This window comes from Microbacterium sp. ZW T2_14 (assembly GCF_044987405.1).
Taxonomy (GTDB): Bacteria; Actinomycetota; Actinomycetes; order Actinomycetales; family Microbacteriaceae; genus Microbacterium.
This window is the reverse complement of sequence record NZ_JBJDRK010000077.1, coordinates 1-15,027: the sequence shown is the minus strand read 5'-3', so window position 1 is coordinate 15,027 and position 15,027 is coordinate 1. Positions and strand designations below refer to the sequence as shown.

Genomic DNA, 15,027 nt, shown 5'->3' with positions numbered 1-15,027 from the left:
TCGCGGGGGTGGCGGCGGCCGTCGCCGCCGTCGTCCTCGACACGCACACGCACGGCCGGGTCGGGCGTCATGTCACGCTCGACGCGGGCAACAACATCCTCGTCGCCGCCGACGACCGCACCGGCTTCACCGTCGTGTCGGGCGGTCTGGGCGTGGGCTTCGTGGGCGTCGGCGCCGGCGTCGCCGTCGTGTCGGCCGTGAAGGACACCGCCGCGACGATCGGCGCGGGCAGCCTCGTGGACGCACGCGCCTCCCGCGGCTGGGCGCTCGGCGGCATCCCGCTCGGCACGATCAGCGGCGACTCGTTCCCCGCCGCAGGCCAGTCGGGCCTCGCCCTGCTCGCCTCGTCGGCCCAGCACGTCTTCGGCATGGCGATCTCGGGCGGTGCCGGCTTCGTCGGCGTCTCGGGCGCCGTCAACGTCACGCTGATCCGCGGCACCACGGTCGCCGCGATCGAGAGCACGTCCGCCGACCGCACCTTCGTGAACAGCGACCGGGCCGGTGCGGGCGCCCCGCAGAGCGTCTCGGTCACGGCGACCGACCTCACCGACACGTTCACGATCGGCGGCGGCGTCGCGGGCGGCTTCGTCGGCGTCGCGGGAGGCATCGACATCGGTGTGGTGGATGTCGCGGCGAACGCGCTGGTCGGCGACTACGCGTCGATCCAAGCCAGCTCGCACCTGCGGGTGCAGGCGCTCTCGGTGCGACACATCCAGACGTACGCGGTCAGCGCGGGCGGCGGCGCCGTCGGCGTCACGGCATCGGTCTCGGTGTGGACGGCGGGCGGGCAGCCGACCGGTTCCTACGACGACGGCAGCGGCCCCAAGGACGCGCTCTCGTCGTCCGACGGCACGCCCCAGAGCCAGGCCGACCACCACGCGTCGGGCACGGGCTCCACCGGCTACCTGTCGATCCTCGGCGGAGCGAACGACTCCTCGGGCACGAACACCGCGCAGCGCAAGCAGGCGGGCATCGACGCCGCAGCCGCCGGGGTCGCGGGCGCCGCGCCGGGCACCTCGCTCGCCTCGAGCGCGTTCTCGTCGCCCCCGCCGCTCCGCGGCACGACGAGCCGCATCGGCGTGGGCGCGTTCATCCTGACCGGCGGCTCGGTCGCGGTCACGGCCGACGCGCGCGACAGCTACTTCGGCCTCGCCGGCTCGGCGACGGGCGGCATCGTCGCGGTCGGGGCATCCGTCCTGGTGGTGACGCTGCGCTCCACGGTCGACGCGGGGATCGCGACGGGCACGACGGTGCGGGCGGGCGGCGACGTCGCCACCCGCGCCACGTACGGCGAGGCCACCGAGGCGATCGCCTTCACCGGACAGATCGGTGCGGTGTCGGTCGGCGGCCAGATCCTGGTGCTCGACACCGACGCCCGCCAGACGGCGCACATCGACGACGGCGTGGTCATCCCGGTCGCCGCCGGCATCGTCTCGGCGGATGCCGCGGCTGACCGCGACGTCCGCCCGCTCTCGCTGGGCCTGGCGATCGCGCTCGCGGCGGCCGGCGCATCCGTCGCCACCGCCGACGTCCGCGGCGACACCGTCGGACGCGTGGGGGCCGTCGCCATCGGCACCGCCGCCGCGCCGGCCGGCGGCCTGCGCATCACGGCCGTCTCCGACATCTCGGTGCCCGTCACCGCGTTCTCGGTGTCGGTCGGCCTCGCCGGAAGCGGCACCGGGGCCGGCGCGATCGCCGACATCACGGGTCGCACGGCTGCCGAGTTCGCCGGCGTCGCGCACCTCAGCGGCGCGGCGACGATCGCCGCCGACGCCCGCAACGTCATCGATGCCGACACCGTCAACGTGCAGGTCGGGGCCGTCGCGATCGGCGTCACGCTCGCACACGCCACCATCACGCGCGAGACCACCGCGACCGCCGTCGACGGCTCGTGGCTCTCGGCCGGCGGGGCGATCGCGATGCGCGCCACCTCGCGCAACCGCGCCGACGCCTTCACCCCGGGCGGCAGCCTCTCGGCGATCTCCGCCAGCTTCATGAACCCGGAGGCGCTGATCACCGGCCGCACCGAGGCGATCTTCCGGGCGGATGTCGCGGGCTCCGGCTCGCTCACCGTCGACGCCGAGGGTCAGAACCAGGCACTGGCCGAGGCCTTCGTGATCGGCATCGGACTCCTCGGCAGCGGCCAGGGCGTCGACGCGAGCGCCGAGGTCACCACGGCGGCGCTCGTACGTGCCGTCATCGAGCTCGGCACGGTGTTCTCGAGCGGCCTCGTCGCCGCCCGCGCGCGCATCCTCACCGACGGCGGGTCGGGCAACGTCGCCAGCGCGATCATCACCGCCGGCTCGGGGGGCCTGGTCTCCGGCGGCGGGTACGTCGCGACGGCGTTCCTGCGGGGCGCGACCACGGCTGAGGTATCCGGCATCATCGGCGGGTCGGGGTCGGTCGAGGTGCGCAGCACCGCGACCAACCGCGCCGCGGCCGAGACCTTCACCGCCGGCTTCGGCGGCATCCTGCAGGTGAGCGTCGCGTACGCCGAGTCCGAGATCGCGGCCTCCGCAGCGACGCGCGCGTCGATCTTCTCGCCGGTGTGGTCCCACGGGGCGACCACGGTGGTCGCGCAGGCGAACAACACGGCGGACGTCGATTCGGATGCCGCGACCATCGGCCTCATCAACGCCAACGTCCGCATCATCAGCGCCACGATCGCCGCGGCCACCCGCGCCGAGCTCCGCGCCGGCCTCGTCGGCAACGGGCTCACCGTCGAGGCGCGCGGAACCAACCTCGCGACCGCGTCGGCGGCGTACATCGAGGCGGGGCTCTTCAACGGCGGCTTCGGCTCGGCGCTGGCCGTCGTGACCGACGCCGCGGGGATCACCGCGGAGGTCGCCGCGGGCACGGCCGACGTGCGCGGCGGCGCCGGCGCCGTCGCCGTGACGGCGTGGTCCGAGAACACCGCCGCGACGGACATGAAGAAGGTCACCGTCGCAGGCCTCGACATAAACGGGCTCCTCCCCCGGGCGACCGTCGCCGCCGCGACCCGCGCCGCGTTCGCGGCGGGTCCTGCGACCTCCACGTCGTTCGGGGTGACGGCCTCGTCGCGGAACGCCGTCGACGCCACCGGCGAGCTCACCTCCATCTCGATCATCGGGGTCGACGGCACGGTCGCCGCCGCCACCATCGCCGAATCCGCGGCGACGACGGCATCCGTCGCCGCCGGCGTGATGCTCGCCGCGTCGGGAGCGGTGTCGCTCCTCGCCGAGAGCCGCGACGGCACGCACGCTCTCGCCGACATCGACAGCGCGGGCGGTGGAGCCGTCAAGGCGGGCGTCGTCGTCGCGCAGGCGACAGTGTGGGCGCCGGTCACGGCGGCGTTCGACGGCACGATCATCGCCTCGACGGGCGTGTCCGTCCGCGCCGTGGGCCACGCGAAGGCCGACGCGACGATCGAGGCCGTGGGCATCGCGCTCGTCGGCATCACCGGCTCGGTGGTCGACGCGGAGGTGGTGGGCTCGGCCGCCGTCTTGTCCCGCTACGGCACCGGGATGCTGGTGACCACGGGCGGCGTCCTCGTCGAGACGGTGCTGACGGCCACGGCGACCGCCAAGAGCGACCTGGTGTCGGGCGGGGTGCTCGTGGTGGGCGTGTCGGTTCCCACGGCGCGCATCGCCGCGGCGGCCGTGGCGGACGCCGCGCCGCGTCAGGTGGGCGGCACGTCGCTCGCCGTCCGGGCGACGGCGAACCGTGCGGTCTCGGCCACCTCGGGAAGCCTCGCGCTCGGCCTGATCGCCGTGAGCATCTCCAGCGCCGAGGCGCTCATCACCGCCGCCGCGGTCACCCGGGCGCGGGTGCACGACGGCGCCACGGTGCACGCGCCGGCGGCGGCCCTGACGGTCGACGCGACCGCGACCAATGCCGCCACGGCTGCCGGCGGCGGCGTCAACGGGGGCGCCATCACCGTCGGCGTCGCCGAGCCGAAGGCCCTCGTGGACTCCTCGACGCTGGCGCAGTTCGCCGCCACGGTGGCCGCGGCCGCGTCGCTGGGCGTCCACGCCACGACATCCGACACCGCCACGGCGAAGCTCGCGAGCACGGCGATCGGTGCGATCACCATCGACTCCGGTCGCGCGTGGGCCCGCGTGCGCCCGGTCGCCGAGGCGATCGTCGGTGTCGGGACGCCGATCGTCGTCTCCGGCGACATCGACGTGCGGGCGGCCTCCCAGCCGGTGTCCCGGTCCTTCGCCGAGAACTTCTCCGCCGCGGCTCTCGCGGTGTCGTCGAACAGCGCGCTGGCCGAGACGTTCCCGACGGTGAAGCTGTCGGTCGCGAACGGCACCACGCTCTGGGCCGGGGGAGCGGTGACCCTGACCGCCCACCAGAACTCCGCGACGCCGCCACCGCTGCCCGTCTACGCCTTCGACGCCGTGACGGGCGTGGATCTGGGCACGAACACCATCACGCTCTCGGGAGCCCATACGCTCGACGACTCGGCCACCGTGCGCTACGACCGCAGCGGCGGCACCGCCGTCGGCGGCCTCACGGACGGCGCGAAGTACGGCGTGATCGTGGTCTCGCCCACGCAGATCCAACTGGGCGCGGCCTTCGAACCGGCCCAGGTCGATCCCGCCGATGACGTGATCACGTTCACGCGGCAGCACGGCTTCGTCGACGGCCAGCGGGTGTTCTACACCGCATCCGGGTTCGGCGTGGCCGGACTCGTGAACGGGCACGCCTACCGGGTCCGCGTGCTCGACGACTTCCGCGTCCAGCTCATCGACGCCGACACCCCGTCCGCGCCGGTGGAGTTCGACGGCGGCGACGTCGACGAGGCGAACGGTCTTATCAACGCCGTGAACTCGTACACCGACGGGCAGATGGTGCAGTATCTCGCGGCGGCCGCGCGCGCGTCGTTCTACAGCACGCGCGTGGACATCGTGGTGGACGCCCAGGGCAGCCCCGTCCAGGTCGGCAGCCCGCCGACGTTCCAGATCGAGGACAACAACGTCATCGCCGTCCGCGAGCACGGACTGCAGACCGGCGACGCCGTCGTGTACCGGGCGACCGGCGGCCCGCTCGGCGGCCTGTCGCAGGACACCACCTACTGGGTCATCCGGATCGACGGCAACCGCATCCAGCTCGCCGACAGCCAGTGCCACGCGCTGGGCACGTGCGACGACGGCGGCGGCGGGGTCATCCCCATCACCGCGCTCGGCCTCGTGCCCGACATCTCCGAGGCCGGCCGTACCGTCATCCACCAGCTGTTCGCACCGGGGCAGCAGCCCATCGCCGGCTTGCAGAACGGCGGGGTGTACGAGGTCTGCGACGCCACGCCCACCTCGTTCGGGCTGAAGCTCGTCGAACTCCTGGGCGTCTGCTTCCACCTCCCGCTCGGTGCGAACGGCAGCGTCGGCACCAGCCGGTTCGTCCCGGCCGTCGTCGATCTGGGACCGGCGCTGGGCGGTGGAAAGCTCGTGGTCGATCTGACGGCGGCGGGCACCGGCACACAGCACCTGCAGGTCGCCACGATGGCGCCCTCACTGCCGTCGGGCACGTACTCCGAGGCGAAGGTGGCGGGCGAGGGCGGCGGATTCATCCAGGTCGGCGAGACGCGTCCCCGGGTCGTGGTCGACGCCACCCTCGACCTGACGATCGGCGACGGCGCGCGGATCGTCGCCGGCGGCGAGATCGGCGTGCACGCACTCAACACGGCAGCCGGCGTCGCGGACGGCACATCCGGCGGCATCGGAGCCATCTCGATCACCCACGCCCGGGCCGTGGTCAGCGCCACGGCCACCACGACGGTGTCCGTGCGCCCGGGAACCGACCTCTCGAGCACCGGCGGCAGCGTCACGATCGATCCGCTCACCCTCGCGAGCGGCAACGCGTACGCCTACTCCAGCGCCGGGGGCTTCGGCCACGGCACCGAGGCGCAGACGCGCGCCGACCTCGGCACCACGTCGCACGTCACCCTCGACGGGCGCATCACCGCCTGGAACGACATCGCCGCATCGTCGTCGACGGCGACGCAGTCCGAGCTCCGCGCCGGCGCCTCGGGCGGCTCGTTCGCCGGCAGCTCGACGTCCGGCGACTGCGGCGGCGACCCGTGCCACATCGTCGCGAACAACGACACGACGCTGACGGTGGGCGGCGCGGCGCACCTCGAGGCCGACAACGTCACCCTCGCGGCGCAGATGATCACGACCAGCCTCCTCGACCACAACCGCTCCAACGGCGACGGCGCGTTCGAGGACTCGGACGCCCGCTCCGAGGTCACGCTCACCTCGAACGCACACGTGCACCTCGTCGACGGCGCGAAGATCATCGGCTACCAGACGGTCACCGTCCGCGCGCAGCACCTCGACCTCCGACTCGTCGCCGACGCCCGCGCGACGTGCGGCTGCTTCGGCGGCGACAGCGACGCCGACGCGATCGTCCGGTACAACGCGACCTCGTCGGTGACGGGCGAGGCCGGCGTCCGCGTCCGCACCGCCACGCTCCGCGTCGAGGCGCTGCACCTGCAGGTCGTCGTCGATCCGCGCGCGTCGACGGGCGGCGGCTTCATCGACTTCGGCGGCGACGACAACAGCGCCGACGACAACAGGCACCGCTGGATCGACTGGAACGCCGACGTCGTGCTGCACGCGCCGAACCCGACCCTCGTCGTCGACAGCACCGGCAGGATCGTCAAGAAGTACGCCGTCACGGTGCGCGACGACCTCGGCACGGTGTACATCCTGGGTCAGACGATCCCCGAGGGGCGCGAGATCGTCGTCGACCCGATCGAGAACAACGGCGGCGGATCGGCGACCTACTTCATCAACAACCCGGCGGGCTCGCAGGTCGGCACCCTCACGGGCGACCGGGGCACGCTGCAGGTGCAGAACACGTTCGACTTCGTCCGCCTGCACAACCACTCGAGCCGGCTGCTGCGGGTCAACGGGATCAGCGTCGTCAACCTCGACGACGTCGGGGCCACGGTGGACGTGCAGGCCGAGGTGTCGACGGACTTCCGCTTCCACATCGGCCGGCCCATCTTCACCCCGACCTTCGTCGACATCGCCAACTGGACCGGACCGGGCACGCCCGACATCGTGCTCGCGGGCTTCATCGACAACCCGATCGGCACGACGCGGGTGATCAACGAGCACGGTGACATCTGGGCGCAGGGAGCGGGCAGCATCCGCACCAACATCGCGCAGTTGCACGCGAACCAGGGCACCATCGGCGCGAGCTTCACGCTCTTCGGCATCCCCGTGCGCCTCCCCATCCCCGTCGTGCTGGTGCAGAGCGACTATGTCGTCGACGACGTCGACCCGACGCGCCCGGTGGAGCTCGTCGCCGACGCCCGCGACGACGTCGTCCTCGACCTCACCTACGTGGCGCGGATGCCGCTCGGCTCGCCGTACGCCGGCACCGCCTTCCAGCCCGTGCTGGGCCCGATCCACGCCGGTGACGACATCGACCTCCTCGTTCACGACTCGCTCTCCGGCTCCGACGTGCCGGTCATGTCGTCGTACTGGGTGCAGGTCAACGTCACTCACCCGCCGTCGAACACGACCGTCCCGCCGACGGGGCAGTACCACACGTACTTCCACCCCGACCCGGGTCCGTGGGGTGGGTTCGACGACCCGGTGCTGGTGGCCTGGGGCACGGTGAACGAGCTTCACGACAGCGCCTACACCTTCAGCGACCTGAGCGCGGGCGACGACATCGTGGTGCGGCATCCCTCCCTCGCCACCGACATCTCGTTCGTCGTCTTCTCGAACGTGGACGCGACCCTCTTCAGCATGCGGTTCCCGGCGCAGCAGTACTCGACGCAGAACGGCGACGGCGAGATCACGCTGTACACCAACGGCTTCGTCGAGGACTACGAGACGATCGCCGACCTTCGCGTCGGGACCATCACCTCGACGGCGGACGACGTCTACCTGCAGACGATGCAGGACACCGCGTCGATCCTCGACGAAGGCACGATCGACGACGGCACGCCGCGCGTCGCGGGCCGGAGCATCGTGATGATCGCGGGTCTCGTGTCGGGCCGGATCGGCGGACCCGACATCGATCCCACCGACTCCGACCCGACCGACACGGCACCGGACTTCCTCGAGATCCGCTCCTCCCTCTCGGCGCGCGGATCGCTGACCGCGCTGGCGGCGGGCGACATCCTCCTCGACCAGGTGGCCGGCACGCTGTTCGTCGCGCTCGCCCGGTCCCTGACCGCGGACGTCGCGCTGCGCACCCGCGCGGGCGGCATCCAGGCGGATGCACCGACCGGGGCCGTCCGCGTGGCCGGGCGCGACATCGACCTCATCGCGGTCGGGGGCCGCATCGGCACCGACAGCGCCGATCGCTCCGCGGACCTGGTGGTCGACACCGGCACGGGCTCACGGCTCTACGCGCTGTCACTGCCAGGCGACGCGGTGATCTTCGTGCCGCCGACGGGCGTCTTCGTGACCGAGGCGTCCGGATCGCTCCTCGTGCTCCGCGCCGAGGCGACCACCGGCGATGTGCGCCTCACGGTGCCGTTCGTAGCGGGCGGCGATGACGAGAGCCTCTTCCTCCTCACCGAGGGCCGCACCATCGACGAGCTCGTGACGGTGACCGAGGGGCGGATCGTCGCCGGCGACGACGTCACGCTGCTGGTCGGCCAGGATGTCATCGCACCGCTCGACACCCTCATCGAGGGCTCGACGGTGACGATCCGCGCCTCGTTCGGCAAGACGTCGGCCCTCGACGGCGGGTCGCTGCTCTACTTCGGCGGCACCGTCACCGGCGCACCGACCCGGGTCTTCGGCGGCCTCGGCGACGACGTCTTCTCGTTCGACGCCACGGTGGTGAACGGCCCGATCTTCGTCCACGGCGACGCCGGGGACGACCTCTTCGCCTTCGACCACACCGTGGTGAACGGTCCGATGCAGGTCTTCGGCGCGGCCGGTGACGACGACTTCTTCTTCCTCGAGACGCTGCTCGGCGGCCACACCGAGGCGTTCGGCGACGACCCCACCGACCCGCTCGCACTCCAGGGCGACGACTCGTTCCAGGTGTGGTGGCTGCACACGATGACCGGCACGCACATCGCGGCCCTCGGCGACGACTTCGCCGGCACCGAGGTGCGCGACTCGCTGGTGCTGTGGGGTCACGGCGGCGACAACGACTTCCGCATCCAGACCTGGGGCGCCGGCGACGCCGCCGGGCACGACTACCGCATCGTCGTGCGCGGCGGCGGGGCGCGCACCGGTCTCAACACCCTCACGATCGACGGGACGGATGCCGCCGACCTGTTCCTGTTCCGGGCGCTGGCGGGCATCGCCGAGCACGCGGATGCGCGTCACGCCGCGTTCGTCGCCCAGCTGAACCTCGGGGCGGGGACGGCCGAGACCATCGCCTACGACGAGGGCGTCAACGCGCGCCTGACCGTCAACGGCTACGACGGCGACGATGTGTACGTGTTCGACGACAACAGCGCCATCACCACGGTGTACGGCGGCGACGGCGACGACACGTTCGTGGTCGGGCAGTTCTTCGCCACGCCGCGCATCGAGCCGAACGTGCAGCCGGGCAGTGCGTTCGCGACCGTCGAGACGGAGTTCGGCAACGCCAGCGCCGGCGTCAGCTTCCCCGCGGTGCTGTACGGCGGAGAGGGTGCCGACAGCTTCCTCATCAACGGGCATCGCGCCGAGCTGCGGATCGAGGGGACCACCGGCGCCGACCTCTTCCGGCTTCTCGCAGTGCGCCTCCTCGCGGGCGGCTACCGGGCGAACGGGTTCCTGTCGCTCGACGGCGGCGCGGGCACGCCGACGGTGCAGGTGCTGGCGACGGTCGCGACGCCGGAGCTGGCCGTCGCGCTCCGGGCGATCCTCGGGGCAGGGCTCCTGGTGAAGCTGTACCACGTGCCGCTGCCGGCGCTCGTGATCGCACCGGTCGTGCTGCCTGCACCCGTGGTGCTGACAGCCGAGGATGCCGCGCCCCCGGCGCCGCTCGTCATCCCGGTCCCGCCCGTGGTGCCGGGAGCGGGCGAGGTCGTCATCGTCGAATCCGACGGCACGACCACGCTGCAGAGCGGGGTCAAGGAGACCGACAGCTACACGATCGCCCTGTCGACACCGCCGACGGCCCGGGTCTACATCACGATCTCGGCGGCGTACGGCGGCGGCATCCCGTACGCGCAGGTCTCGATCGACGGCGGCGTCACCTTCCACGACCAGGTGGTGCTGATCTTCGAGATCGGCGAGACGGGCCCGAAGACGGTCATCGTCCGGCTGCTGCCGACCACCGACCCGCACCCGTTCCCCTCGCTGCTGACCGCGGCTCCGAGCAACGAGCCCGGACCGGGCATGGTGGTCGAGACCGTCAGCCACACCGTGGTCAGCGATGACGCGCTCTATGACGGCGCCGCAGCGCGCAACGTCTACATCAACGCGCCCGCCGACCCGCCGGAAGAGCCCGAGGAGCCGGGCGAACCGGAGCAGCCGGGCCAGCCCGGTCAGCCGGGTGACGCCGGTCAGCCGGCAGCGTCCGCGGGCGGAAGCGATGGCGACGACCTCGCCGCGACCGGCGTCGAGGGCCTCCAGGGCTGGATGCTCTCGGGCCTCGGCCTCCTGCTCCTCGGCCTGCTGCTCCTGGTCGCGCGCCGCCGCCGTCAGGCCTGACGCGCGGCGGCCGGCGTCAGTCGGCGGCGCCGCCGCGGCTGTCAGCCGCCGGCCACGGGAAGCCGCGCCTCGCGGCATCCGTGGCATTCGACGGAGCCCCACTTCCTCGCGTTCGGGGCGGACGCCGTGCGTTCGGGGCGCGCGCGACCCGCCCCAAACGCACGCCGCGCGCCCCGAACCGAGAGAAGAAGGCCGGTGCGGGCTCGGCCGGCGTCAGTCGGCGGCGCCGCCGCCGAAGCGCGACACCTGGCCGGCGCGGTCGGCGTCTTCGCTGGCGAGCACGCCGCCGTTGGCGACGAAGTCGGCGGCGACCTCCTCGAACATGATGCGCACGTCCTGCCGGCGGGCGCCGAGCGCTTCGACGGCGGCATCGGTCACGAGTTGGGCGAAGCGGCGACGCTGGTCGACGGTGCGCCCCGGGAGGAGTTCGACTCTCATGTTCGGCATACCTCGACGATAGGGCCGCCCGACCCGACACTGCGCGCCACGCCTTTACGCTGGTGCCATGCCGTTGACCGGAGAGTACAAGCCGTCCACATCCGAATGGGCCCGCAGCCAGGCCGAGAAGTACGAGGCCTCGAACGGCCAGGAGGCCAACACGCTGCGGGGCGTGCCGATCATCGTGCTGACCACGGTCGGCGCGAAGAGCGGGGCGCTGCGCAAGACGGCGCTGATGCGCGTCGAGCACGACGGCCGGTATGCGGTGGTCGCATCGAAGGGTGGCGCGCCGGACGAGCCCAAGTGGGGCGAGAACATGCGGCGTCAGCCTCACGTCGAGCTGCAGGACGGCGCCGTCCGCCGGGACTACACCGCCCGCGAGCTCGCGGGCGACGAGCGCGTCGAATGGTGGGCGCGGGCGACGGCCGTGTGGCCCGACTACGACAAGTACCAGGCGAAGACCGACCGCCAGATCGCCATCTTCGTGCTCGAGCCCCGCGAGGAGTGACCGACATCGAGCTCGCCCGCATCCCGGGCGGCACCGTGACGCTCCACGACGCGCGCCGGAAGGCCCGCTGGAGCGTCGAGCTGGAGCCGTTCGAGATCGGCGTCTACGCGGTGACGCAGGAGCAGCTGACCGAGCTGCTGGGCGAGCCCGGCCCGCATCCGCGACGGCCCGCGACCGACGTGAGCTGGCTGCGGGCCATCCGGTTCTGCAACGCGGCCTCGGAGTGGGAGGGGCTGGACCCGGCGTACACGTTCGACGGCGAGGACGTCACCTGGCACGTGGACGCCGACGGATTCCGGCTGCCGACCGAGGCCGAGTGGGAGCACGCGTGCCGCGCCGGCTCCACCGGCCCGCAGTACGGGCCGCTGGCCGAGATCGCCTGGACGAGCGCCGACGGCGTGACCGCCCCGCAGAACGTCGGCGGCAAGCTGCCGAACCTCAACGGCCTGTTCGACACCCTCGGCAACGCGTGGGAGTGGTGCTGGGACCTGCTCGATCCCGCCCGATATGCCGATTACCGCGTGTTCCGCGGGGGCGGGTTCGCCGATGACGCGTGGAGCGTGCGCGCCTCGACCCGCCGCGGCGGCGCACCGCGCATGCACCACGACGACGTCGGGTTCCGCGTGGCCAAGGGCGGCTTCGACGGGGTGGGCGTCGCTCAGGGCTGGTCGGCGCAGGCGGACGCGGAGCGCGCGGCCTTCGACGGTCCGACACCGCCCGGCTGGACCCCGCTGCGCTGAGCCGTCGCGGCGATGCTTCGACAGGCTCAGCAACCGTTCGCTGAGCCTGTCGAAGCGCACCACCGGAAACGCCGAAGGGGACGGATGCCGAGGGCCGCGGCATCCGTCCCCTTCGAGTCTCAGCTGAGCAGGGTCTCGAGCGGCCCGCGCGCGAAGTAGAGCACGAAGCCCGCCGCGACGATCCACAGCAGCGGGCTGATTTCGCGCGCCTTGCCCGAGAGCGAGCGCACGACGACCCACGAGATGAACCCGGCGCCGATGCCGTTGGCGATCGAGTACGTGAGCGGCATGACGGTGACGGCCAGGAAGACCGGCAGCAGGATCGAGAAGTCCGAGAAGTCGATGAACCGGATCTGCGACATCATGAGCGCGCCCACGATCACCAGAGCGGAGGCCGCGACCTCGGTCGGCACGATCGAGACCAGCGGCGTGAAGAACATCGCGACGAGGAACAGCACACCCGTGACGACGTTCGCGAACCCGGTGCGTGCGCCCTCGCCGATGCCGGCCCCGGACTCGATGAACACGGTGTTCGACGAGCTGGACGTGAATCCACCGGCGACCGCGCCGACACCCTCGACGATGAGCGCCGACTTGATGCGCGGGAAGTCGCCCTTCTCGTTGGAGAGGCCGGCCTCCTTGGAGAGGCCCGTCATCGTGCCCATCGCGTCGAAGAAGTTCGTGAACACGAGAGTGAAGACGAGCATCAGGGCCGCGAGCACGCCGATGCGCTCGAACGAGCCGAACGAGACCTGCCCGACCAGCGACAGGTCGGGCACGCTGACGAGCGACGACGGCAGCTCGGGCACCGAGAGCCCCCAGCCGCCGGGGTTGACCTCGTCACCGTCGAACTTCGGGCCGATGTTCCAGATCGCCTCGACGATCAGCGCGACCACCGTGCCGGTGACGAGTCCGATGAGGATGCCGCCCTTGACCTTGCGCGCCACCAGGATGCCGGTCAGCAGCAGGGTGAAGACGAAGATCAGCGTGGGCACCGTGGCGACCGAGCCGTTCACGCCGAGGCCCACCGGGGGAGAGGAGGCCCCCGTCGAGGTGACGAACCCGGCGTCCACGAACCCGATGAACGCGATGAAGAGGCCGATGCCGACCGTGATCGCGAGCTTCAGCTGGATGGGCACGGCGTCGAAGATCATGCGTCGGAGCCCCGTCGCCGCCAGCAGCACGATGATCAGACCGTTGATGACGACGAGGCCCATCGCCTCGGGCCACGTCACCTGGCCGACGACGGACACCGCGAGGAAGGAGTTGATGCCGAGACCCGCGGCGAAGGCGAACGGCAGGCGCGTCACCAGGCCGAACAGCACGGTCATGACGCCGGCGGTGAGCGCCGTGGTCGCCGCCACCTGGGTGAACCCCAGGGTGTTGCCCGCGACATCCGTCCCGCTCGAGAGGATGATCGGGTTCAGGATGACGATGTACGCCATCGTCACGAAGGTGACGACACCGCCGCGCACCTCGGTGCCGATCGTCGAACCGCGCCGGGTGATCTCGAAGAACCTGTCGAAGGCGTTCTTCGGCTCTGGCGGCTCGGTGTTCTCAGGCGCTGCGGGGGCGTTCGATGCGGCGGACGCGGCTGTGCTCATGGGTGTGGACCTCCGACCTGAAACGTTAGTCCTTCGCGCGCGAACCTGAGTATTCGCTGGACGGATGCCGCACCACGGCGCGGACGCAGCCAGGACCGCCGCGACCCTCGAAGTAGGGTCGATGGCGCATGCATCGCCTCATCGTCGCCCTCCTTGCCTCCGTCGACGCCGCCATCGCGGTGGCCGTCGGCCTTGCGGTGACCCTCGCACCTCTCACCCTGCTCTGGGTGTTCGGGTTCGGCGGCGGTGCGGACTGGGGAGTGCTGTGGCCGTCGGCCGTGTCGGTGTGGCAGCTCGGCAACCTCGTGCCGCTGCACATCGCGCTGCCGCCCGAATACCTCGCCGCGGCCGGGATCGACGCAGAGGCGGCATCGTTCGTCCTGTCGCTCGCACCGCTGGCGTTCGCCGGGTTCACGGCGATCTTCGCCGCGCGCTCGGGCGCACGCGCCTCGCACGCGGACGCCTGGCTCACGGGCGTCGTCACGTCCACCCTCGTCTTCGCCGCACTCGCGACGGGCGCCGCACTCACCGGCGCGAACGACGTCGCGCACGTCGAGACGTGGCAGGCGATCCTGATCCCCACCCTCGTGTTCGCCCTGCCGGCGCTCGGCGCGGCGGTCGTGACCGAGTGGTCGGAAGCCGGGTCGGGAACCATCGCGCGGCTGCGCGACCGAGCGGAGGCCCTTCCGCACGGGTGGGGCGACGTGCCCGCGCTGATCGCGCGCGGTGCGGCCGTCGTGGTGGTCGGCCTCATCGGCGTCGGCGCCGCGGTGGCGGCCGTGGCGCTCTTCGCGCGCGCCGGCCAGATCGTGGCGCTGTTCCAGGCGGGCGACGTCGATGCGATCGGCGCCACGGTCCTCACGATCGCTCAGCTCGCCTACGTTCCAACCCTCGCCGTCTGGGGACTGAGCTTCGTCGCCGGCCCGGGATTCGCGGTCGGCGAGGGCACCGCCGTATCGCCCGCCGGCACGCAGGTGGGCGTCGTACCGGGTCTCCCGGTGCTCGGTGCCGTGCCCGACTCGACCACGTCATGGCTGCTGCTGCTCGCACTGCTGCCGATCGCCATCGGGGCGCTCGCCGGGTGGATCGCGCGATCGCGGCTGCTGCACGTCGGCGGGCCGCGCCCGGAG

At 72.2% G+C, this 15,027-nt stretch carries 6 protein-coding genes; 4 read left to right on the top strand and 2 right to left on the bottom strand.

What is annotated here, in order from left to right; translation table 11 throughout:
- The first annotated feature begins 8 nt into the window (after window positions 1–8).
- Entirely contained in the window at window positions 9–10,607 is a 10,599-nt protein-coding gene (locus ACI3KY_RS18610) for a hypothetical protein (protein ID WP_404931622.1), read from the top strand.
- A gap of 213 nt (window positions 10,608–10,820) precedes the next feature.
- Here the strand turns inward: ACI3KY_RS18610 and ACI3KY_RS18605 are convergent, their stop codons facing one another.
- A complete protein-coding gene (locus tag ACI3KY_RS18605) occupies window positions 10,821–11,054 on the bottom strand; it encodes a tautomerase family protein (protein WP_404931621.1) in 234 nt (77 codons plus the stop codon).
- A 58-nt stretch (window positions 11,055–11,112) separates the two neighbouring features.
- On the opposite strand from ACI3KY_RS18605, the gene ACI3KY_RS18600 reads away from it, so the two are divergent.
- Complete coding sequence (locus tag ACI3KY_RS18600) at window positions 11,113–11,553, top strand: nitroreductase family deazaflavin-dependent oxidoreductase (RefSeq protein ID WP_404931620.1); 441 nt, start codon at window positions 11,113–11,115, stop codon at window positions 11,551–11,553.
- Window positions 11,550–12,293 (top strand): formylglycine-generating enzyme family protein, encoded by a 744-nt coding sequence (locus ACI3KY_RS18595; RefSeq protein ID WP_404931619.1) that lies wholly within the window; start codon window positions 11,550–11,552, stop codon window positions 12,291–12,293. Before ACI3KY_RS18600 ends, ACI3KY_RS18595 begins: the two co-directional genes overlap by 4 nt.
- A 119-nt stretch (window positions 12,294–12,412) precedes the next feature.
- Here the strand turns inward: ACI3KY_RS18595 and ACI3KY_RS18590 are convergent, their stop codons facing one another.
- Window positions 12,413–13,897: an NCS2 family permease gene (locus ACI3KY_RS18590; RefSeq protein ID WP_404931618.1), complete on the bottom strand. Its 1,485-nt coding sequence runs from the start codon at window positions 13,895–13,897 to the stop codon at window positions 12,413–12,415.
- 128 nt (window positions 13,898–14,025) lie between these two features.
- On the opposite strand from ACI3KY_RS18590, the gene ACI3KY_RS18585 reads away from it, so the two are divergent.
- Window positions 14,026–15,027, top strand: a 1,002-nt coding sequence (locus ACI3KY_RS18585; protein WP_404931617.1) for a DUF6350 family protein, incomplete at its 3' end; no start/stop codon positions are given.

What these genes read in the sequence shown, in the direction of transcription:
- ACI3KY_RS18605 (WP_404931621.1), bottom strand. Translation starts at nt 11,054, where the DNA reads ATGCCGAACATGAGAGTCGAACTCCTCCCGGGGCGCACCGTCGACCAG.
- ACI3KY_RS18600 (WP_404931620.1), top strand. Translation starts at nt 11,113, where the DNA reads ATGCCGTTGACCGGAGAGTACAAGCCGTCCACATCCGAATGGGCCCGC.
- ACI3KY_RS18590 (WP_404931618.1), bottom strand. Translation starts at nt 13,897, where the DNA reads ATGAGCACAGCCGCGTCCGCCGCATCGAACGCCCCCGCAGCGCCTGAG.